Genomic DNA, 20,428 nt, shown 5'->3' with positions numbered 1-20,428 from the left:
GCGCGGATTCACCCGGCGCTCAGTTGCCTGGATTCGGTGGCTACGCCGCCTTCCGGTTCGACGCCACCGCCGCGCTGAAACCGGGACAGGACAACGTGCTCGCGGTGCGGGTCGACAACGCCGCCCACCCCGACGTCGCGCCATTGTCGGCCGACTACACCTTCTTCGGCGGCATCTACCGCTCGGTCGGCCTGATCTCCGTCGACCCGCTCGCGCTGCGCCTGGGCGACTACGGCGGCCCTGGTGTCTACCTGCGCCAGCGCGCCGTCACCACGGACAACACCTCCGCGCCCCGGGCCGTGGCCGCGGCCAGTGAATTCAGCACCGTGCAGACCCTGACCGTGCGCGACCCGCGCCACTGGCAGAGCAAGGCCGACCCCTACCTCTACCGCGCGCACGTGGAGATCCTCGACGCCGCCACCGGCCGGGTCACCGACGCGCTCAGCCAGCCGCTGGGCCAGCGCTCGGCCACCGTCGATGAGAGCACCGGCTTCTCCCTCAACGGCCGGCGGCTCCAGTTGCGCGGGTTAACGCGCACCAGGACCGGCTCGGCCACGGCTGGGCGTCAGCCCGGCCCAGCAGCGGCAAGACTTCGACCTGATGGACGAGATGGGCGTCAACGCCTACCGCACCGCGCACTACCAGCAGTCCCAGCACGTGCTGGGACTGGCTGACCGGCGCGGCTACGTGGTGTGGACGGAGATCCCGCTGGTCAACCAGGTCACCGACTCAGCCGGTTTCCGGGCCAATGTGGCGCAGCCGCTGTGCGAGCTGATCCGGCAGAACTTCAACCACCCCTCGGTGTTCTTCTGGGGCATCGGCAACGAGCAGGCCACCGACAACGCGGTCACCAACGGCATCCTGGACGCCCTGGCCAAGCAGGCCGACGCCGAGGACTCCGGGCGGCTGTCCACCTACGCCACGCACAAGGGCGACGCCGACGGCCGCAACGACAAGGGCCTGGTCACCTACGACCGGCAGGTCCGCAAGGACGCCTTCTACTACTACAAGGCCAACTGGTCGCCCGAGCCCACGGTGTACCTGGCCAGCCGCCGGTGGACCCAGCGCACCGCCGCGGCCACCACGGTCAAGGTCTACGCCAACCTGGACGCGGTCACCCTCACCGTCAACGGCCTCGCCCAGGGCGCCAAGGCCGCCGCCGACCGCGTGCACACCTGGCCGGTCACGCTGCGGCCCGGCGCGAACGTGGTCTCGGTGACGGGGGAGAAGAACGGCCGCTCCTACACCGACACGGTGACCTGGACACTCGCCGGCTGAGAACGGGTAAGGCCCGCCGCTCCGGTGCCGGAGCGACGGGCCTTCCGCCACGCGCGGCCCCCAGGTTCCGCGTGGTCCCTCCCCACGAACAGTTTTAGCTCCTCCATTGTTGTGTGGCTTCGCCACCCGGGCTGCACAATCAACGCGCACACAATCCGGGTGGGGGAAGATGCCACGGCCAGAACGTCCACTGGATCCGGACGGGGGACCGGTCCAGCGCTTCGCCGGCGAGCTGCGCGCGCTGCGGCAGCAGGCGGGCAACCCGAGCTACCGGGAGCTCGCCCGGCAGGCGCACTTCTCCATGGCCACCCTCGCCCAGGCCGCGCGCGGCGACCGGCTGCCCAGCCTGGCGGTCACCCTCGCCTACGCCAAGGCCTGCGGCGGCGAGGAAGCGGAGTGGGAGAAGCGGTGGCGGGACGCGGCCGCGGAGCTCGATCCGGCCCAGCCGAGGGAGATCGACGGCGAACGCCCGCCCTATCCCGGCCTGGCCGCCTTTCAGGCCGAGGACGCCGACCGGTTCTTCGGCCGGGCCGACCTGGTGGACAAGCTCATCGGCCTGCTGGCCCGGCGGCGGTTCGTCGCGGTGGTCGGCGCCTCCGGCTCCGGCAAGTCCTCGGTGCTGCGCGCCGGGGTGCTGCCCAAGGCCGGTCCCGCGCTCGTGGTCACCCCCGGCGCCCGCCCGCTGGAGGAGTGCGCGGTGGCGCTGGCCGCCCGCCTGCGCACCCCGGCCGGCCGGCTCGCCGCCGACCTCCGCGCACAGCCGCGCAACCTCGGGCTCGCGCTGCGCCAGCTGCTCGACGGCGAGCCCGCGGGCGCGGAGTTCCTGCTCGTGGTGGACCAGTTCGAGGAGCTGTTCACCCTGTGCGCCGACCCCGCCGAGCGCTCGGCGTTCCTGTCCGCGTTGCGCGCGGCCACCGACGACGAGCTGACCAGGGCCAGGGTGGTCATCGGCGTCCGCTCGGACTTCTACACCCACTGCCTGCAACGCCCCGAGCTGGCGGGCATCCTGCAGGACGCGCAGGTCGTGGTCGGCCAGCTCAGCACCGACGAGCTGCGCGCCGCCATCGTCGAACCCGCGGTGCGCGCGGGCTGCTCGGTGGAGACCGCGCTGGTCACCCGCCTGGTCGCGGACGCCTCCGGCCGGCCGGGCGTGCTGCCGCTGGTCTCGCACGCGCTGCTGGAGACCTGGCGGCGCAGGCGCGGCACCACGCTGACCCTCTCCGGCTACGACGCCGTCGGCGGCATCGAACACGCCGTCGCGCGCACCGCCGAGGAAGTCCACAGTGGACTGACCGAAGCCCAGCGCGCCCTGCTGCGGCGCATCCTGCTGCGCCTGACCGCACTCGGCGAGGGCACCGAGGACACCAAGCGCCGCATCCACCGCACCGAGCTGGACACCGAGGACCCGGACACCGCTTCAGTCCTGGACCGGCTCACCGCGGCCAGGTTGCTCACCCGCGACGGCGACAGCGTGGAGATCACCCACGAGGCGCTGATCCGGTCCTGGCCCCGGCTGCGCGGCTGGCTCACCGAGGACCGCGAAGGCCTGCGGGTGCACCGCCAGCTCACCGAGGCCGCCGCGGGCTGGGAGACCGAGGACCGCGACCCCGGCGCGCTCTACCGCGGCTCCCGGCTGGCCGTGGCCAGGGACTGGGCCGCCCGCAACGAGGACACCCTCTCCGCCGGTGAGCAGCGCTTCCTCACCGCCAGCCTGGCCGAGCAGACCCGGCAGGACCAGGTGGACCGGCGGCGCACCCGGCGGCTGCGCCAGGCCGTCGCGCTGCTCACCGCGATGCTGGTGCTCAGCGTGGCCGCCACCGGTTTCGCGGTGGACTCCCAGCGGATGGCCGACGAGGAACGCACCACCACCGTCGCCCAGCGGGTCGCCGACCGGGCGATCTCCTTGCGTGGCGCCAATCCCGGCCTGGCCGCCCGGCTCAGCCTGGCCGCCTACCGGCTGGCCCCGATCCTGGAGACCAGGGGCAGCCTGCTCAGCACCTACGTCACCCACTACGCCAGCCCGCTCACCGAACAGGGCAACACCGTGGGCGCCGCGGTGTACAGCCCGGACGGCCGGAACATGGTGGTGGCCAACCAGAACAGCACCATGAGCCTGTGGGACGTGCGCGACCGCAGGCACCCGCACCGGGTGCGCACCCTGCACGGGCACACCGGCCCGGTCTCCAGCATCGCCTACCGGCCGGGCGGCGGCCTGATCGCCTCCGGCGCGGGCGATGCCACCGTGCGGTTCTGGGACGTGGCCGATCCCTTGCAGGGCAAGGAGATCGGCCGTCTGCCGTGGACCGGGGCCTCGATCGCCTCGCTGGCCTTCGACCGCACCGGAAACCTGCTCGCGGTCGCCGCGGTGGACGGCGTGGTCGAGCTCTGGGACGTCCGCGACCCCAGGGCGGCCACCCGCAAGGCCCGCTTCCAGGACACCATGACCGTGCACGGCATGGCCTTCAGCCCGGACGAGCGCACCTTCGCCATCGTCGGCTCCGGCGAACCGCCGGTGCGGCTGTGGGACATCAGCGACCCCGGCAACCCCAAGTCCAAGGGCGGCCTGCCGGTGGACCGGCAGAGTGCCTTCGGCGCGGCCTTCAACCACGACGGCACCCTGTTCGCCACCGGCGCGCCCGACCGCAGCATCCGGGTCTGGGACATGCGCGATGCGCGAAAACCGGTCGGGTTGCCCCCGCTGACCGGGCACCACGACACCGTGTTCGACCTGTCCTTCCGGCCAGGCGAGGACACCCTGGTCTCCGGCGCGCTGGACAACGACATCCGGGTCTGGCACCTGCGGGACCGCCGCAACCCCAGGGCGGGCGCGGTGCTGCGCAAGCACACCGACATCGTCCGCTCGGTGGTCTTCCACCCCGACGGCAGGACCCTCGCCTCCGGCAGCCTGGACCAGAGCGTGCGGCTGTGGGACTTCGCCGACCCGGAGCACCCGGCCGAGCTGCCCGAGCTCAGCGCGCACACCGGCCCGGTGCGCACCGCGGTGCTGCACCCTGCGCAGAAGGTGCTGGTCACCGGCAGCGCCGACCACACCGTGCGGCTGTGGGACGTGCGCGACCAGCAGCACCCCCGGCTGCTCAAGATCCTGCAAGGCCACGACGACGTGGTCTACGACGTCCGGTTCAGTGCCGACGGCAAACTGATGGCCACCTCCACGCTGGGCGGCACGGTCCGGCTGTGGTCGGTCGGCGACCTCGACGACATCCGACCGCGCGGCGAGCTGAAGGGCCACGTGGACGGGGTGCTGTCGATGGCCTTCGCCGACGGCGGCGCCACCCTGATCACCGGCAGCGTGGACAGCACCGTGGCGCTGTGGGACATCCGCGACCCGGACCGGCCCCAGCGCGGCGCGGTGCTCAACAGCCCGGCCAACGCCATCATGTCCGTGGCCTACAACGAGAAGACCAAGGTGCTGGCCGCCGCCGGCGCGGACCGGGTGATCCGGCTGTGGCGGGTGCGCGACTCCGGCCAGGCCACGCTGCTGGCCGCGGCCACCGGCCACACCGACATGCTGTACTCGGTGGCGATCAACCCCGAGGGCACCCTGCTCGCCTCCACCAGCGCCGACCACTCGGTGCGGCTGTGGGACATCCGCGACCCCGACCACCCGCGGCTGGCCGAGACCAAGAAGGAGCACGGCAACACCACCTACTCGGTGGCCTTCCGCGGCGACGGGAACATGCTCGCCAGCACCGGAGCCGACCAGACCCTGCGGCTGTGGGAGGTCTCCGGCCAGGGCCGCCTCACCGAGGCCGCGGTGCTGGCCCTGCACAAGGACCGGGTCTACAGCGTCCAGTTCAGCCCGGACGGCAAGACCATGGTCAGCGGCGGCCACGACGGCGTGGTGCTGCTCTGGGACGCCGACCCGGAACAGGCCGCCGCCCGCGTCTGCGAGCTGCCGGCCCCAGAGCTGAGCCCGCAGGAGTGGGAGCAGTACTTCCCCGACGTCCCGCAACGCCCCAGCTGCCGCTGAGCAGGACCTCGCCCCGCCCGGAAACCCAGGCGGGGCAACAGGTCTGGCCGGATCAGCGGTTGAAGGTGTCCGGGTCGGGACCGGTGCGGCGGTCGGCGTTGAGCGCGGTGACCGAGGCCAGGTCGTCCGCGGTGAGCTCGAAACCGAAGACGTCCAGGTTCTGCTTGATCCGGGACGGGGTCACCGACTTCGGGATCACCACGTTGCCCAGCTGGAGGTGCCAGCGCAGCACGACCTGGGCCGGGGTGCGGTCGTACCTGCGGCCCAGCTCCACCAGCACCGGATCGTCGAGCAACTCGCCCTGGGCCAGCGGGCTCCACGCCTCGGTGACGATGCCCAGCTCCCGGTGCACCTCGCGCAGCCCGGCCTGGACCAGCCGCGGGTGCAGCTCGACCTGGTTCACCGCGGGCACCACGCCGGTGGCGTCGATGACCTCGCGCAGGTGCGCGGGCTGGAAGTTGGACACGCCTGCCGCGCGCACCCGGCCGTCCTCCTGGAGCTTGGTCAGCGCTTTCCAGGACTCGACGTACTTGCCCTTGGCCGGCACGGGCCAGTGGATCAGGTACAGGTCCAGGTAGTCCAGCTTCAGCTTGTCCAGGCTGGCGTCGAAGGCGCGCAGCGCGCTGTCGTAGCCCTGGTCGGCGTTCCACAGCTTGGTGGTGATGAACAGCTCCTCGCGGGGCAGGCCCGCGGCGGCCAGCGCCGCGCCGACGCCGCCCTCGTTGCCGTAGATGGCCGCGGTGTCGATGCTGCGGTACCCGGCCTCCAGCGCGTGGGTGACGGCGGCCTCGGTCTCGGCGTCCGGGACCTGGAACACACCGAAGCCCAGCTGCGGCATGGCCACCCCGTTGTTGAGGGTGATGGACGGAACCTTGCTCATCGATCTTCCTTTCCTGTGCTGCGAAGAACTCAGATGGTCGGGATGAGACCGCCGTCGACCCGCAGCGCCGCGCCGGTGGTGGCCGAGGCGGCGTCGCTGGCGGTGTAGACGATCAGGTTGGCGATCTCCTCCGGCCGGATCAGCCGCTTGAGCAGCGAGGTCGGCCGGTCCTTGGCCATGAACTCGCGCTCGGCCTGCTCGAAGGGCAGCTCCGGGTACAGCTCGCCGATGAAGGCGCGCACGCCCTCGGTGAGGGTGGAGCCGGGCAGCACGCTGTTGATGGTGACCCCGCTGCCGGCCACCTCCTGGGCCATGCCGCGGGCGACCGAGAGCTGCGCGGTCTTGGTCATCCCGTAGTGCACCATCTCGCTGGGGATCATGGTCGAGGACTCGCTGCTGACGAAGACCACCCTGCCCCAGCCCCGCTTGACCATCCGCGGCGCGTAGTGCCTGGTCAGCCGTACCCCGGAGAGCACGTTGACCTCGAAGAAGCGCAGCCACTCCGCGTCCGGGATCTCGAAGACCGGCTGGGGCCCGAAGATCCCGGTGTTGTTGACCAGGATGTCCACCTCGGGCAGTTCGGCGAACAGCGAGTCCGCCCCCTCGGCGGTGGCGATGTCCGCGGCCACCCCGGTGACCTTCTCCGAACCGGTCTCCGCCGTGAGCTTGTCCACCGCCGCCGCGACCCGGTCCGCGCTGCGGCCGTTGAGCACCACGTTCGCGCCCGCGTTGGCGAACCCGGCGGCCACGGCGTAGCCGATCCCGCTGGTCGAGCCGGTGACGAGGGCGGTGCGGCCGGTCAGGTCGATCTTCATCGGTACGAGCTGCCTTTCCTGGCGAGGATGTTCAGTGGCGCGATATATGCAGTCGACGCGGGTACTCAGCGCGCGAGCGCGGCTTCCGGAGTGGCTCCCTCGGTGTTGATCGTGGCCCGCCGACGGCGGTCCAGCCAGCCGGAGAACAGCGCCACCGCGAGCCCGGCCACGGTCAGCGTGCCGCCGATCCAGTTCGGCGCGGTGTAGCCCAGGCCGTGGTCGATGGCCAGCCCGCCCAGCCACGCGCCGCCCGCGTTGCCCAGGTTGAACGCGGCCACGTTGGCCGCCGAGGCCAGCGCGGGCGCTCCCGCCGCCTTGTTCAGTACCCGCATCTGCAGCGGCGCAACCGTGGCGAACCCGGCGATGCCGAACAGGGCGATGGTGAGCACCGAGCCGAGCTGGGAGTGCGCGGTGAAGGTGAAGGTGAACAGCACCGCGGCCAGCGCGGCCAGGAACAGGTACAGGCTGGGCATCAGCGCGCGGTCCGCGGCCCGGCCGCCCAGCAGGTTGCCCGCGAACAGGCCGGCCCCGAAGAGCACCAGCAGCCAGGTGACCGTGCCGGAGGCGAACCCGGCGACCTGGGTCATCATCGGCGCGATGTAGGTGAAGGAGGCGAACACCCCGCCGAAGCCCAGCGCGGTCATCGCCAGCGCCAGCCACACCTGCGGGATCCGGAACACCGCCAGCTCCTGGCGCAGCCCGCCGCCCGGCGCGGCCTTGGTGCGCGGCACCAGCGCGATGACCCCGACCAGGCCGAGCACGCCCAGCGCGGTCACCGCCCAGAACGTCGAGCGCCAGCCCAGCTGCTGGCCCAGCGCGGTGCCCAGCGGCACACCGAGCACGTTGGCCATGGTCAGGCCGGTGAACATCATCGCGATCGCGCTGGCCCTGCGCTCGGGCGCGACCAGGTCCGCGGCCACCACCGAGCCGACACCGAAGAACGCGCCGTGCGCGAGCGCGGCGACCACCCGGCCGGTCATCAGCAGGCCGTAGGTCTCGGCCAGCGCGGAGAACAGGTTCCCGGCGATGAACAGCCCCATCAGGCTGACCAGGATCGTCTTGCGCGGCAGCCGTCCGCCCAGCGCGGTCAGCAGCGGCCCGCCGACCACCACGCCCAGCGCGTAACCGGAGATCAGCAGGCCGGCGGCCGGGATGGACACCCCGAAGTCGGCGGCCACCTCGGGTAACAGCCCCATGATCACGAACTCGGTGGTGCCGATGGCGAACGCGCTGATCGCCAGGGCGAGCAGGGCAATGGGCATGGCCAGCACTCCAGGGTGGGTAGCGTCGACAACTAACGGCGTCCACAACAACCCGCGTCTGCGATAGTTGCACACGCTGGTTATTGCACGAGCTGTATGATGCACCGGGACACCGGGTGGCGCAAGCCGAGCAGCTGGAGGAGGCGCGGGAGATGGGACTGGCCGACGACGCGGTCGAAGCGCGGGCCCAGGGATGGCGCACACTGGCCGCCCTGCACGGGCGGATCGAGGACAAGCTGGAGCGCGCGCTGCAGAAGGGACACGAGCTGTCCGTGCGCGAGTTCAGCGTGCTGTCCATCCTGTCCCGCCAGGACGGCTGGCACATGCGGATGAACCAGCTGGCCAACGCGGTGGTGCTCAGCCAGTCCGCGACCACCCGCCTGGTCACCCGCCTGGAGGAGCGCGGCCTGCTGGAGCGCTACCTGTGCCCGACCGACCGCCGCGGCATCTACACCGAGGTCACCCCCACCGGCCAGCAGCTGGTCGACCAGGCCCGCCCCACCCACGACCAGGCCCTGGCCGAAGCCCTCGCCGAGGCCCAGACCCTCCCCGAACTGGCCCCCCTGGTCGTCGTCCTGGAAAAGTCCTGGACCCCCTGACCCGAGTGTTGGCCGATCTCGTACGCCGTGTTGGCCGAAGTCGTACGCCGTGTTGGCTGAAGTCGTACGCCACGTTGGCCGTTCCGGCGCGCTACTCGCGGGTAGAAATCCGCCCGCGGTGCTAGGCCGCGGGCTGGTGAGGCGGCATGATCGGCTGGTCCGCGTCATCCCGCTCCGGGAGAAGGGTCGTCAATGGCTGCCGATGCCGATGTCATCGTGGTGGGCGCTGGGCTCGCCGGTCTGGTCGCCACCGCCGAGCTGGCCGAGGCGGGCAGACGGGTGCTGCTGCTGGACCAGGAGCCCGAGGCGAGCATGGGCGGCCAGGCCTTCTGGTCCTTCGGCGGTCTGTTCCTGGTCGACTCGCCGGAGCAGCGCCGCCTGCGCATCCGCGACTCCTACGAGCTGGCCTGGCAGGACTGGCTGGGCACCGCGGGCTTCGACCGCGAGGAGGACTACTGGCCGCGCAAGTGGGCCGAGGCCTACGTGCGGTTCGCCGCGGGGGAGAAGCGGTCCTGGCTCAAGCAGCAGGGCATCCAGATCTTCCCGGTGGTCGGCTGGGCTGAGCGCGGCGGCTACGACGCCAACGGCCACGGCAACTCGGTGCCGCGCTTCCACATCACCTGGGGCACCGGCCCTGGCGTGATCGCCCCGTTCGTCAAGCGGGTGCGCGCCGCGGTCGAGCGCGGCCTGGTCACGCTGAAGTTCCGGCACCGGGTGGACGAGCTGAGCGTCACCGGCGGCGTGGTCCACGGGGTGCGCGGCCAGGTCCTCGAACCCAGCTCGGTGGCCCGCGGCGAGGGCAGCTCCCGGGTGCCGATCGGGGAGTTCGAGCTGCACGCCCAGGCCGTGATCGTCACTTCCGGCGGCATCGGCGGCAACCACGACCTGGTGCGCCGCAACTGGCCCGCGCGGATGGGCACCCCGCCGGCCAAGATGCTCTCCGGCGTGCCCGCGCACGTGGACGGCCGGATGCTCGGCATCACCGAGGCCGCCGGCGCGCGGATCATCAACCCGGACCGCATGTGGCACTACACCGAGGGCATCCAGAACTGGAACCCGATCTGGGCCAGGCACGGCATCCGGATCCTGCCCGGCCCGTCCTCGCTGTGGCTGGACGCGCGCGGGCAGCGCCTGCCGGTGCCGCTGTTCCCCGGCTTCGACACCCTGGGCACCCTGGAGCACATCATGCGCTCCGGGCACGAGCACACCTGGTTCATCCTCACCCAGAAGATCATCGAGAAGGAGTTCGCGCTGTCGGGCTCCGAGCAGAACCCCGACCTCACCGGCAAGAGCGTCAGGCAGGTCATCGGCCGGGCCCGCGGCGGCGCGCCGGGACCGGTGGAAGCCTTCAAGCGCAACGGGGTCGACTTCATCGTGGAGCCCACCCTGCCCGCGCTGGTGCGCCGGATGAACGAGCTCACCGGCGGCGAGCCGCTGATCGAAGTGTCCGATGTGGAGCGTCAGGTGCTGGCGCGGGACCGGGAGATCGCCAACCCGTTCACCAAGGACCTCCAGGTGACCGCGCTGCGCGGCGCGCGGAACTACCTGGGGGACAAGCTGATCCGGGTGGCCAGCCCGCACCGGTTGCTGGACCCCAAGGCGGGCCCGTTGATCGCCGTGCGGCTGTCCATCCTGACCCGCAAGACCTTGGGCGGCCTGGAGACCGACCTGGACGGCCGGGTGCTGCAGGCCGGTGGCGAACCGCTGCCCGGGGTGTACGCGGCCGGCGAAGTGGCGGGCTTCGGCGGCGGCGGCATGCACGGATACCGTTCGCTGGAGGGAACTTTCCTCGGCGGCTGCCTGTTCTCCGGCCGCACGGCGGGCCGGGCCGCGGCGGCCGCGGTCGGCTGAGTCAGCCGCGCAGGTGGTCCGGGCAGCGCGCGCCGACGCTGTCCCGGTACTCCTCCGGCGTGAGCACGTGCGCCGGCCACGCGGTCAGCCGCACCTTGACCAGCCAAGAGATCTCGGAGTCGTTGCTGCACAACAGCAACGAGGGATCGGCGAGCACGTTCGCGTTGACCTCGACCACCTCGCCGCTGACCGGCGCGAACAGGTCGCTGCACAGCCGGATGGAGGCGATCAGCCCGCACCGCTCACCCGCCTCCAGCCGCGCCCCGCGCGGGGGCAGGCTGAGGTAGCGCACGGTGCCGAGGCAGCGCGAAGCCGGCGCGGTCAGGCCGAGCTTGACCGCGTCCTGGCCGAACTCGATCCAGGCGTGGTCCGCGGTGTAGTCGAACCGGTCCGGAACATCCGACAGCTCTGGGTGCAGATCTGTGACCGCCATGGCCGCGACGCTAGGTCAGCTGACTGCGCGTAGCCAAGTGGTCGACGTGCCGTAGTGAGATCGTGTAACCGGGTATTTCGAAACCCTTGCGTATAGGTAATCGGTTTCCCGGCCGCGGCCGCAGGTCGCGGCGGTGTGCTGGTGCGGCGGTGTCCTTGCTCACCCTCAAGCTCCGCCACGGCCGGACCAGGCGTCTTCAGGTTGTCGACAGCCGCGACCGGGAACGATGTCCGGCCGCCGCCGCGTTGTTCAGGCAACCGACCACAACAACCCGGCGCCGGCGGAGTGCGGACCCCGGCGCCTCACCGCGGAGGTGCGCGTGCTGTCTCCCGAGGTTCCCCCGGTGCCGACGGAGCCCGAGCGCACCACCGCCGCGGCGGCGCCCAGAGCCCTCCCCGAACGGGTCCTGGGCGCCGCCGCACGCACCGTGCTGGTGCTGGCCGGTATCGCGCTCCTCGGCCTGCTGGACCTGCTGCCCACCTCCGCGCCGCTGTTCCGCACCATCAGCCACTACGCCCTGACCGACCAGCGCTGGGTCTTCGACTCCGCCCTGCTGATCCTCGCCGCGGGCTCCGCGGTCATCCTGGTCGGCTTGGTGCGCAAGGGTTTGACCCGCGCCGCCTCGCCCGCCGCGGTGTTCCTGGCGATGTGGGTCATCGGCCTGGTGATGGTGGTGCTGTTCCCCAAGCACGACTGGTCGGTCGGCCCCAGCCTCAGCGGTGACATCCACCGCGTGGGCAGCGCGCTGGCCTTCTTCGGCCTGCCGATCGGTGCCATGCTGCTGGCGCGGCCCTGGCTAGCGGAGGCCGCCTCGCGGGGCTTCGCCAGGACGGTGTGGTGGCTGGGACTGGTGTCGCTGCTGTGGTTCCCGCCGATCGTGGCGGTGATCGCCTATTACGGGCCGCTGGGTGCGCGCTGGTGGGAGTTCTTCCCGCTGGGCCTGTGGGAACGGGGACTGGCCCTGACCGAGGTGCTGGCTGTGGTGGCACTGGGTTGTTGGGCGCATTTTGCCAAGCCAAACAAGTAATTGCGGGGGTTTGTACGTCAATTCGGGTGAAGCCCCGAGTTGTGTGCAAATAGTCACGCTCCCCACCCTTTACCGTCTTTACGATTACGCAACGTAATCGTGGTAAATCGGGGGGTAGTCGTGGGGAGCGATGACCGGGTCCGGGTGAGCCGGGAGCAGGTGCTGGCCGCCTTCGCGGTGCTCAACCGGGAAGGGGAATGGCTGCGGGGCAGGCTGCGCCTGTTGCAGGAAGGCCTGCGGATGCGGCCCTGCGGCGGTGATCCGGTCAGCGCGGACGCCGCGAAGGTGTACAGCTGGAAGTTCGTCGACGGGCCGGACTCGATCTACCAGCAGTACCTGAAGTACAGCCAGACCCTGCTGGACGCGGCGGTGGAACTCAGGTTGGCCGCCCAGGCCTACGGATTCACCGAAACGGAGATCGCCGAATCCCTGGCGCGGTATCGGTCATGATCGCCTTCCGGGTGCTGGGAATGGTGGCGCTGGTGGTGCTCGCCGGCTGTTCGGTGCCCGGTTCGCCGGTGCCGATGGACGAGGCGGCGGCCAAGGCGGTGGTGTCCGCGCGCCCCAAGGAGATCCGGCTGGACGGTTTCGTCGAGGGCCAGGTGTGCGAGCTGCTGACCGCCGCGCAGCGCAAGGACCTCGGCGTGGACTACGTGATGCCAGCCGAGGCCGGCGACCGGTTCGGCAACCGGGGCTGCGGCTTCTCCCGGTCGGGGGAGAAACCGCGTTACGCCTACCAGGTCACGCCGGTGCCGCAGGAGGGCGCGGACGTCTGGCTGCGGCCAGGGGAGACCAACCTGGAGGTCCAGCTGGTGCGGGTGGCCGGGTTCCCGGCGGTGCAGAACCGCCGGACCACCGACGGCCGGGGCTGTTTCGTCGACGTCAGCGTGGCCGACGGGCAGCGGCTGGGCATCCAGTACTCCTACGACACCGAACCGGTGCCGCTGACCACGGGAGAGCTGTGCCAGCGCGCGGTGGCCATGGCGGAGCTGGCCACCCGGAACCTGGTGGAGCTGCGCGGAAAACGATGACGAGGGGGCGGGGATGAGCGAGGAGCCGCGGATACGGCACAACCGGTTCGAGGGCTATCCGCTGGAGGAGAAGTACCAGTGGATGCAGGAGGGGGCGGGCAGCGGCGCGGTGCTCGAGCCGGCGGACGCGCTGCGGGCGATGCACGTGGCGGCCGAGGAGTGCCGGGAGCGGGTGGCGCGGGCGCTGACCGACCTGGGCCTGGACTGGCACGGCGCGGCGGCCAGCGCGATGTTCGACGCGGCCCGGCCGTCCCTGCACTGGGCGATGACCGCGCTCAAGGCCGCCGAGACCAACCTGGCCGGCGTCTCCGCGCACGGCGTCGACTTCGCCGAGACCAAGCCGAAGATCGAGTCCGCCGAGCAGGTTCGCCAGCCCGGCTTCGTCGACACGGCGTTCAACCCGTTGGCGCTCATCGAGATCCAGCAGGACATGCACACCCAGCTGGCCGCCAACAAGGCCCGCGACGACGCCGCCAACCGCGCCCTGTACGCCTTCGAGGCCGCGGCCAGGGCACAGGCGGAGTCGGTGCCCACCCTGCCCGACCCACCGCGGATCGCGGTCCAGACCACACCGGTTGCCCCACCCCCGCCCGGCGATCGCAGGGAACCCCCACCGGCCGACCCGCCCACCCGCGACCCCGGCCGAACCCGCCCACCGGGAACACCACTGGACCAGCCGGCCAACCCGGGTCGGCCACCAGGACCCGCCACCACCGAACCCATCACCACCGAACCCATCACCACCGAACCCATCACCACCGAACCCGTCGCCCACCCCGGTCCCGGCCACTCGCCCGGTCCCGAGGACGGCACCCGGGCGCAAGCCGCCCCGACCGGCCTCCGCCCGGACCTGCCGGTCCCCGACGGCTCGGGAACCGGGTTCGGCGGCCCCGGGCAAGGCGGGGGATCCGGCGTCGGGCTGGGCGGCCCGGGTCCCGGCGGCGGGTACGGCGGCCCGGGACCCGCCGCCGGTTCCGGTGGCACGGCAGGCTTTCTCGGCGCGCTGGGCGGTGGTGGCGCATCCCCGCAGCCACCACCACCCGCGTCCCGCAACCCCGCCTCGACCGGCCGGGGAACCACCCACCCCGCCGCCGGAAAACCAGGTGCCCCAGGCCCTTCGCTGCTCCCGCCGGCGCACCCCGGCCGCAGGCCCGAGGACGACGTCGAGCACACCAGCAAGGTGCGCAGGCTCAGCGACGAGATCTACGGACTGGACGACCTGCCCACGGTGCCGCCACCGGTGATCGGCGAGGAGCCCTCCTGAGCCCTCGGCCCCGGAAGCTGGTGGCGCGGCTCGAACTCGCGGTACAGCGGGTGCACCTCGGTCTGGTGCACCGCGGAGACCAGCCGGGCCAGCGGACCGACCAGGCGGACGGCCTCCTCGACCTCGTCGGGATGCCGGGCCAGCCACCAGGCCACCGCCGAGCCGGGATCACGCAGCACGCTCTCGGTCAGGTACTGCCGCTGGTCGCACTCCCATTCCCGCTCCGCCGCCCAGGCCAGCCGCTTGCGGCGTAATCGTTGCAGCTGGGTGACCAGGCTCAGGTCCTCGGCGTCGGCGGACAGGCCGATGTCCTCGGCCCAGGACTGCACCCAGCCACCGGGATCGGGCTTGGGCGTGCCGAGCTCGGCGGCCAGCTCGGCGTTGACCCGTTCGCCCTCGGTCAGCTCGGCCGCGCCGGAGATGGCCATCGCCCGGTGCAGCACCGCGTTCACCGCCACCCCGGCCGGATTGGGATGCCGGGGCCCGTCCGCGGCGGGCACCAGCCGCCACCGCACGGTGCAGGAGAAGGTGAACGCGAACTCCGCGGTCGCACTCGGCACCCGGCACGCGGCCACCTCGTACCGCGCCACCCTGGCCGGCGTGGCCACCGGCGGCGCCGCCGCCCCCACCTCTTCCTTGCGCAACTGGCGAGAACGCCACCAGGTGCCGACTCCGGCGAATGGCCCCACCGGTCGGCGTGCCTGTGTGGATCCGGTCATGAACGACCCTCCTCGGCAATGGACCCGCCGGAGCAGTCTCGCGGCACACACGCCTGGCGAGCGTGACATGTGTCACGCAACGGCCTTGCCTTACCCGGATGCCAGCGCCGGGCGGGGGTCACCGTGGCGGAGCGTGGCTGCCGTTGGTCACCTGAGGTAACAGCAGGCGCAGTTCGGCGCCTGCCCGCACCCGCCCGTACTGCTCGAGCACGCGGGCCAGGTGGTTGACGAAGAGCTGGCGGCTCGACTCGTCCATGTCCGCGGCCAGCTCGGTGACCGCGGCGGTCAGCGGCGGACCGGCAGGCGCGGGCTCCGGGTCACCGGGGCCGTTGACCGCGCGCACCCAGTGGCCGAGGTGCTCGACCATGGCGGCGGCCTCGCCGGTGCCCGCCGGGTTGCGGGCCAGCCACCAGGCGGCGGCGGAACTGGTGTCGCGCAGCACCTCCTGCCGGAAGTACCGGGTGCGGTCGCGCTCCAGCTGGGACTCCAGGTCCCAGACCGCCTTGGCCAGCAACAGGTCCTGGTACCGCTGGATCCGTTCCAGCGCACCGTCGGCCAGGGAGAGGGTCAGGTCTTCCGCGCGGGCCGCGATCCGCCCGGTCGGATCCATCATGGACTCGCCGAGCTCGGTGTTGAGCCGGATCCGCAGTGAGACGTGGTGGGCCGGGTGCCCGGCCGAGGTCACCGACGCCACCCGCTGGTGGACCGCGTGCCGTGCCAGGTTCTCCAGGTCCGGGTGGAAGCTCTTGCCCGCCAGCACCTGCCAGAAGATCTGCCCGGTCAGGTGGAAGTCGACGCCGGGCACCGAACTGGGCAGCTGCCAGTCCCGCACCTCGATGCCCCGCACCGGATGCGGCATGGGCGGCGGCGGTGGCTGAGCACTCCTGCGCAGCCAGGCCGTGAACGGGCCGAGGCACCCCTGCGGCAGATCGGACCGGACTGACTCAACCACCAAGACTCCCCTCGCCGAAGGTCCGCGTCCAGGCGTTGTCCTGCGCGTCCTCGATCTTCTCGTCCACCCAGGCCAGCACCCATTCCCGTTGGTTGGCCGGGACTTGGTCGGTCGCGTCGACGACCCAGTCGGCGGTGATCCGCCGCAGCACGGCCAGCAGGCGGTAGTCGCCGTCACAGGCATCCACCAGCAGCTGCACCAGGGACGGCATCCGATCACCGTCCACAATGGACCCGTCAACCAGGCGCAGCCAGTCCCGCACCGCCTCGACGCTCTCCTCCGGCGGTTCCTGCCCGAACACGGCCCGCCACCCGGTCAGCAGCAGTTCCCGCACCCCCGGCGTCGACCACAGCGGCACCGAGACGCCGTCCGGGGCGAACAGCTCCGGTGGCGCGGTCAGCACGCGGAACACCGAGGTGTTGGCCGCCAGCCCGTCGCCCCTGGCCATCGCCTCGGTCACCCGCCGCAGCACCGAGAACCGGGCGGAGGTCGTCACGGCCATGCCCAGCAGCAGCTCGCGCGCCTCGGCGACCACGGCGGGGTCCTGGTGTGCCAACAGGTTCTGCAGCATGGCCAAGGCGAGCGGGAGGTGCGACTCGTTCAGCACCTCGGCGCAGGCGGTGATGACCACCCTGGCCCGGTTGGGCGAACTGCCGGGCACCCGGGACCACTCGGCGAGCATCTGCCGGAAGTAGCCGCCCGCGGCGCGGTCGAACATGGAGAGCCGGAGCGTGCTCAGCGCCAGCGGCACCACCCGGGGGTTGTTGGAGTCGGCCCAGTGCCGGGTGAGCCAGCGCAGGTCGGTCCGTTCGCCGGAGTGCAGCGCCAGTTCGGTGAACCGGTCGGCCATCCGCCGCCGGTCCGCGGTCGACATCATGGTGCGCGGCGCCGTGGGCAGCCGTTCGACCCAGTGGGTGAGCACCTCGCGCAGACCCGGCAGCTCCCGCCACACGTGGTGCAGCACCGCCTCCCCGTAGGCCAGCTTGCCGAACCACACCCGGTCCTCCCGCACCAGCGCGCCGACCTGGGCCAGTCGCCGCGTCAGCGGCTCGGCGGCCAGCGGGTGCTGCTCGGGCACCGGGTCCCCGGTGCGGGCCAACAGGATCGAGCAGGCCTGGTGCACCGCCTCGATCCGGGTGCCCTCCAGCAGCGCCGCGGTCACGATCAGCGCCCGCCAGCGCGGATCGGTGTGCTCCCGGAACCGCTCGCCCAGTTCCTCGGCCCAGTTCCGGTAGGCGGCCAGCGCGGTCTCGACGGTGCCGGCGAAGCTCTCGTGCCGGGGCCGCTCAGCGGTCAGCAGCTCGGCCAGCCGGGCCAGCTCCTCGGCGGGGTGCGCCTGGTGCACCGCGGCCAGGCGGGGATCGTCGAGATCGGCCGCGCTCACCGCGACCCCGCCTGCCCGCAGGTGACTCTCCAGCAACCGCCTGCGCTGCCCCGGTTCTAGCACGATCTCGGCGAGCTGGTCGCCGAAGAAGCCGCCCGTCCGCGGGCTTGTCCCGGCGGGCAGGACCACGACCAGCGCGCCGCCGGAGCGGCGGACCTGGCCGGTGAGCACGTCGAGCAGGCCGCCGGCCTGGGCGAGCTCCGCTGGCTCCACAGTGGACAGATCGAGCAGCAGTCGTTCCGCGGCAACGACGTCCGGGTCGAACAGCTCGGCCTCGCCAGGGGCCACCGAGATTTCCCGGATGTCACCGGTGACGGCCGAACCCGCGAGCAGCATGATCGCCGCGCTGCGTCGTCCGGAGCCCGGACTGCCGTGCACCAACACGATGCCGGCGCGTGCCAGCCGCGCGGCCGCCTCGTGGAAACCCCTCGGTTCGACGAAACGGCCGCGCAGCCAGCCGACCCGCTCCGGCGACACCCAGCGGTGCCGCTGTGGCCCGTCGTCCAGGCCCTCCCGCAACTGGTTGTACGTGACGTGCAGGGTGCCGCCACCGGTCAGCACCGGACCGTCGTTGCCGGTGATCAGCATCCCGCTGACGTCGTGCACATCGCCCATGCCGCCCCGGCTGCGGTCCACAGTGGACTGTTCGGTCACCCCTGCCGCCCGCCGGTGCGTACCGAGCCGTCGTTGCCCGCGATGATCGTCCCGCTCACCTCGCGCAGATCGCCCATCCCGCCCCGGCTCCGGTTCTCCCGCACGGCGGCGGGAGCCGCAGCGGGGACCTCCTCGGCCGGGGCCTCGGGCCGGGACGCGGTGATGAGGCCGTTGGCCAGCACATCGCCGGAGTGGTGCGGCAGGTACAGGTAGGCGGTGCCCCGGTACTGCTTGATCCGCACCTCGGCCGGGGTGAACTCGCTGGGGTCAAGGCCGGTGTAGCCGGTGGCCACCGCGTCCTGGAAGACCCGCTCGGACAGGATCGCGGCGACGAAGGTGCGCATCGGGTTGGTCCGCTCCAGCAGCTCCTTCAACGCGGGCGCGTCGACCAGGCGGTGCGCCTCCACCCGGTGCTCGCCCTTGCCGTCGCCCAGCACGTTGCGGCCGCTGTCGGTGAGCGGGCCGACGCTGAGGCTGACCCGCATCCGCACCGGCGAGCGGGCCGCCGCGCCGGTGGCCAGCTCGTGCCGGGCGGAGAGCTCCCGCTGCAGGCTGCCCAGGAACGGGTCGATCAGCAGAGGCAGGTGCCGGGGGTCCAGGCCGACGGCGTACCCGTCGCCGGTGCTGTCGTGGAAGCTCTTGCCCGCCCAGACCTCCGGGCGGCCGACGCGGGTGAAGGCGGCGGCCAGGATCTCCGGCACCTGCTCGCTCAGCGACTGGTGCTCAGCCCCCTGGTAACCGCTGTAGTCCTTGATGTCGACCACCAGCGCCGCGCGGTACGGCGGCAGGTCACGGGGCAGTGATGCGGACATGCTGATGACTCCAGAGTGTGCTCGCCGATGGGGGTGACCGAGATCGGTGCAGGCCCAGCGTCGCCGGGCCCGCCGTCGGAGTTTGTCCACCGCTGGACACAATGGGCGTGACTGGCGTCACAGATCGCGCTGATCGGGTCCGGACCGGTCCGCGCACGCGCGCAGCCGGACCGGATCGCTGACCCGCAGCCGAGGGCCCGCACCGAGCACTCCCGCGGCCCGCAGTCCGGCGATCACCGCGGCGACCTTGCTGCGGGAGAGGCCGAGCTCGGTGGCCAGCTCCTGCTGGGTGAACGGCAGCCGTGACCGCTCGGGCAGCCGGGGATCGGCCAGGTCCAGCGCGTCGGCGAGCAGCCGGGCGATCCGCTGGGCCGGCCGGGAGTGCACCAGCCTGCTGCGGTTGGCCACGCTCTCCCGCAGCTTGCCGTAGGAGTACTCCAGCACCGTGCCGGTCAGCCCCCGGCGGCTGGCGAACAGGTCGAACTCGGCCGCGGCGATCCGGTGTGCCCGGCAGGGATCCACCGCCAGCACGGTGGCGCTGCGCGGCGCCGACCCGGTCTTGGCCAGCTCGCCGACCAGGTCGCCAGGACCGCGGATGGCCATCAGCAGCTGCTCGCCGTCCTCGTTGCGGTGCAGCACCTTGATCCGGCCCTCGGCCACCGCGAACAGGAACTCCCCGAAGCCACCCTGGCGCACCAGCTCCGCGCGCGGCCGGAACCGGTGCGGTGTGCCCAGCGCGAGCAGCTCCGCCCACACGGCCTCGGGAACCATCGCGCGGAAGCCGCGGCGCCGGCTCATTCCGGTTCCCTCGGCAGGTGGAGGTAGCCGGTGCCGTGGTACTGCTTCACCCGCACCTCGGTCCTGGTGAACTCCGCAGGCGAGAGCCGGGTGTAGCCCGCCCGCACCACGTCGTTGAACACCCGCTCGGACAGGATCGCGGCCACGAAGGCCGGGGTGGGGTCGGCACGGCGGGCCAGGTTGCGCACCGACTGGGCGTTGATCAGGTTGTGCGCCTCCACCCTGGCCGGGGCGCCGGCCTCCGGCAGCGGGCAGACGCCCAGGCTGACCCGCAGGCGCAGCGGGTGGGTGCGGGTGTGGCGGCTCCGCGCGGCCAGTTCGCGGCGCAGGGCCTGGAGGTAGGGCTCGACCAACAGGGGGAGGTAGCGGGTGTCCAGGCCCAGGGTGTGGCCGAGCGCCGAGCTGTCCTGGAAGGCCAGCTCCCGCCACAGATCGGGCTGGCCGATGCGGTCGAAGGTCGCGCGCAGCACCTCGGGCACCGACTCGTCCAGCCGCTGCCGGGCCGGGCCATCACCGTCGTAGTCCCGGTTGTCCGCGACCAGCACGGCCCGGTAGGGCGGGAGGAACGGCGGCGGCTCGCTCATGCGGAACTCCGGAACAACGGCGTGGTGGTCGGGGCACAGCCTGCTCCTGATGATCACGACATTGTGTCCGGAACCGCACATACGGACCGTGACC

The 20,428-nt window shown here is 72.2% G+C and carries 19 protein-coding genes; 9 read left to right on the top strand and 10 right to left on the bottom strand.

Annotated features, from left to right (window positions below):
* Positions 1-23: 23 nt before the first annotated feature.
* The 3 genes from N8J89_RS29645 (at position 24) to N8J89_RS29635 (ending at position 5,269) form a co-directional block, all read left to right on the top strand.
* Complete coding sequence (locus tag N8J89_RS29645) at positions 24-674, top strand: glycoside hydrolase family 2 protein (protein WP_283660291.1); 651 nt, start codon at positions 24-26, stop codon at positions 672-674.
* Entirely contained in the window at positions 601-1,278 is a 678-nt protein-coding gene (locus N8J89_RS29640) for a glycoside hydrolase family 2 TIM barrel-domain containing protein (protein ID WP_283660290.1), read from the top strand. Before N8J89_RS29645 ends, N8J89_RS29640 begins: the two co-directional genes overlap by 74 nt.
* A gap of 169 nt (positions 1,279-1,447) precedes the next feature.
* Positions 1,448-5,269, top strand: a complete 3,822-nt coding sequence (locus N8J89_RS29635) for an nSTAND1 domain-containing NTPase (protein ID WP_283660289.1) — start codon at positions 1,448-1,450, stop codon at positions 5,267-5,269.
* Positions 5,270-5,321: 52 nt separating this feature from the next.
* On the opposite strand, the gene N8J89_RS29630 is transcribed toward N8J89_RS29635, so the two are convergent.
* The 3 genes from N8J89_RS29630 to N8J89_RS29620 form a co-directional block, all read right to left on the bottom strand.
* A complete protein-coding gene (locus N8J89_RS29630; protein WP_283660288.1) occupies positions 5,322-6,149 on the bottom strand; it encodes an aldo/keto reductase in 828 nt (275 codons plus the stop codon).
* A gap of 29 nt (positions 6,150-6,178) precedes the next feature.
* Positions 6,179-6,964: an SDR family NAD(P)-dependent oxidoreductase gene (locus N8J89_RS29625; RefSeq protein WP_283660287.1), complete on the bottom strand. Its 786-nt coding sequence runs from the start codon at positions 6,962-6,964 to the stop codon at positions 6,179-6,181.
* Positions 6,965-7,029: 65 nt separating this feature from the next.
* Positions 7,030-8,226, bottom strand: coding sequence for an MFS transporter (locus N8J89_RS29620; protein WP_283660286.1), 1,197 nt, complete (start codon positions 8,224-8,226; stop codon positions 7,030-7,032).
* Between the two features lie 152 nt (positions 8,227-8,378).
* Between N8J89_RS29620 and N8J89_RS29615 the strand changes: the two genes are divergently transcribed.
* Both N8J89_RS29615 and N8J89_RS29610 read left to right on the top strand, forming a co-directional pair.
* The gene (locus N8J89_RS29615) at positions 8,379-8,825 is read left to right on the top strand and encodes a MarR family winged helix-turn-helix transcriptional regulator (RefSeq protein WP_283666280.1); all 447 of its coding nucleotides are present in this window, start codon (positions 8,379-8,381) and stop codon (positions 8,823-8,825) included.
* A gap of 192 nt (positions 8,826-9,017) precedes the next feature.
* Positions 9,018-10,676: an FAD-binding dehydrogenase gene (locus N8J89_RS29610; RefSeq protein WP_283660285.1), complete on the top strand. Its 1,659-nt coding sequence runs from the start codon at positions 9,018-9,020 to the stop codon at positions 10,674-10,676.
* Between the two features lies 1 nt (position 10,677).
* On the opposite strand, the gene N8J89_RS29605 is transcribed toward N8J89_RS29610, so the two are convergent.
* The gene (locus tag N8J89_RS29605; protein WP_283660284.1) at positions 10,678-11,109 is read right to left on the bottom strand and encodes a glycine cleavage system protein H; all 432 of its coding nucleotides are present in this window, start codon (positions 11,107-11,109) and stop codon (positions 10,678-10,680) included.
* Positions 11,110-11,452: 343 nt separating this feature from the next.
* Here N8J89_RS29605 and N8J89_RS29600 point away from each other — a divergent pair, with 343 nt between their 5' ends.
* The 4 genes from N8J89_RS29600 to N8J89_RS29585 all read left to right on the top strand — a co-directional run bounded on the left by N8J89_RS29600 (position 11,453) and on the right by N8J89_RS29585 (position 14,431).
* Positions 11,453-12,136, top strand: a complete 684-nt coding sequence (locus N8J89_RS29600) for a DUF998 domain-containing protein (RefSeq protein ID WP_283660283.1) — start codon at positions 11,453-11,455, stop codon at positions 12,134-12,136.
* A 120-nt stretch (positions 12,137-12,256) separates the two neighbouring features.
* Complete coding sequence (locus tag N8J89_RS29595) at positions 12,257-12,586, top strand: hypothetical protein (protein ID WP_283660282.1); 330 nt, start codon at positions 12,257-12,259, stop codon at positions 12,584-12,586.
* The gene (locus N8J89_RS29590) at positions 12,583-13,167 is read left to right on the top strand and encodes a DUF3558 domain-containing protein (RefSeq protein WP_283660281.1); all 585 of its coding nucleotides are present in this window, start codon (positions 12,583-12,585) and stop codon (positions 13,165-13,167) included. Before N8J89_RS29595 ends, N8J89_RS29590 begins: the two co-directional genes overlap by 4 nt.
* A 13-nt stretch (positions 13,168-13,180) precedes the next feature.
* Positions 13,181-14,431 carry a PPE domain-containing protein gene (locus tag N8J89_RS29585; RefSeq protein ID WP_283660280.1) on the top strand — a complete coding sequence of 417 codons (1,251 nt, stop codon included), beginning with the start codon at positions 13,181-13,183 and terminating at the stop codon, positions 14,429-14,431.
* Here the strand turns inward: N8J89_RS29585 and N8J89_RS29580 are convergent.
* The 6 genes from N8J89_RS29580 to N8J89_RS29555 form a co-directional block, all read right to left on the bottom strand.
* Positions 14,371-15,150 (bottom strand): hypothetical protein, encoded by a 780-nt coding sequence (locus N8J89_RS29580; RefSeq protein ID WP_283660279.1) that lies wholly within the window; start codon positions 15,148-15,150, stop codon positions 14,371-14,373. The genes N8J89_RS29585 and N8J89_RS29580 overlap by 61 nt on opposite strands.
* Positions 15,151-15,268: 118 nt before the next feature.
* Positions 15,269-16,102, bottom strand: coding sequence for a hypothetical protein (locus tag N8J89_RS29575; RefSeq protein ID WP_283660278.1), 834 nt, complete (start codon positions 16,100-16,102; stop codon positions 15,269-15,271).
* Positions 16,095-18,140: a hypothetical protein gene (locus tag N8J89_RS29570; RefSeq protein WP_283660277.1), complete on the bottom strand. Its 2,046-nt coding sequence runs from the start codon at positions 18,138-18,140 to the stop codon at positions 16,095-16,097. Before N8J89_RS29570 ends, N8J89_RS29575 begins: the two co-directional genes overlap by 8 nt.
* Complete coding sequence (locus N8J89_RS29565) at positions 18,137-18,952, bottom strand: hypothetical protein (RefSeq protein ID WP_283660276.1); 816 nt, start codon at positions 18,950-18,952, stop codon at positions 18,137-18,139. Before N8J89_RS29565 ends, N8J89_RS29570 begins: the two co-directional genes overlap by 4 nt.
* 117 nt (positions 18,953-19,069) lie before the next feature.
* Positions 19,070-19,750, bottom strand: coding sequence for a Crp/Fnr family transcriptional regulator (locus N8J89_RS29560; RefSeq protein WP_283660275.1), 681 nt, complete (start codon positions 19,748-19,750; stop codon positions 19,070-19,072).
* Complete coding sequence (locus tag N8J89_RS29555) at positions 19,747-20,334, bottom strand: hypothetical protein (RefSeq protein WP_283660274.1); 588 nt, start codon at positions 20,332-20,334, stop codon at positions 19,747-19,749. The genes N8J89_RS29560 and N8J89_RS29555 overlap by 4 nt, the downstream gene beginning before the upstream one ends.
* Between the last annotated feature and the right edge of the window lie 94 nt (positions 20,335-20,428).

This window comes from Crossiella sp. CA-258035 (genome assembly GCF_030064675.1).
Classification (GTDB): Bacteria; Actinomycetota; Actinomycetes; order Mycobacteriales; family Pseudonocardiaceae; genus Crossiella.
This window is presented reverse-complemented; position numbering and strand designations above follow the sequence as displayed.

Bases quoted from the DNA above. Each gene is read 5' to 3' on its own strand.
- N8J89_RS29620 (WP_283660286.1), bottom strand. From the start codon at position 8,226: ATGCCCATTGCCCTGCTCGCCCTGGCGATCAGCGCGTTCGCCATCGGC.
- N8J89_RS29565 (WP_283660276.1), bottom strand. From the start codon at position 18,952: ATGTCCGCATCACTGCCCCGTGACCTGCCGCCGTACCGCGCGGCGCTG.
- N8J89_RS29560 (WP_283660275.1), bottom strand. From the start codon at position 19,750: ATGAGCCGGCGCCGCGGCTTCCGCGCGATGGTTCCCGAGGCCGTGTGG.
- N8J89_RS29585 (WP_283660280.1), top strand. From the start codon at position 13,181: ATGAGCGAGGAGCCGCGGATACGGCACAACCGGTTCGAGGGCTATCCG.
- N8J89_RS29635 (WP_283660289.1), top strand. From the start codon at position 1,448: ATGCCACGGCCAGAACGTCCACTGGATCCGGACGGGGGACCGGTCCAG.
- N8J89_RS29640 (WP_283660290.1), top strand. From the start codon at position 601: ATGGACGAGATGGGCGTCAACGCCTACCGCACCGCGCACTACCAGCAG.
- N8J89_RS29580 (WP_283660279.1), bottom strand. From the start codon at position 15,150: ATGACCGGATCCACACAGGCACGCCGACCGGTGGGGCCATTCGCCGGA.
- N8J89_RS29625 (WP_283660287.1), bottom strand. From the start codon at position 6,964: ATGAAGATCGACCTGACCGGCCGCACCGCCCTCGTCACCGGCTCGACC.
- N8J89_RS29610 (WP_283660285.1), top strand. From the start codon at position 9,018: ATGGCTGCCGATGCCGATGTCATCGTGGTGGGCGCTGGGCTCGCCGGT.
- N8J89_RS29555 (WP_283660274.1), bottom strand. From the start codon at position 20,334: ATGAGCGAGCCGCCGCCGTTCCTCCCGCCCTACCGGGCCGTGCTGGTC.
- N8J89_RS29590 (WP_283660281.1), top strand. From the start codon at position 12,583: ATGATCGCCTTCCGGGTGCTGGGAATGGTGGCGCTGGTGGTGCTCGCC.
- N8J89_RS29605 (WP_283660284.1), bottom strand. From the start codon at position 11,109: ATGGCGGTCACAGATCTGCACCCAGAGCTGTCGGATGTTCCGGACCGG.
- N8J89_RS29630 (WP_283660288.1), bottom strand. From the start codon at position 6,149: ATGAGCAAGGTTCCGTCCATCACCCTCAACAACGGGGTGGCCATGCCG.
- N8J89_RS29615 (WP_283666280.1), top strand. From the start codon at position 8,379: ATGGGACTGGCCGACGACGCGGTCGAAGCGCGGGCCCAGGGATGGCGC.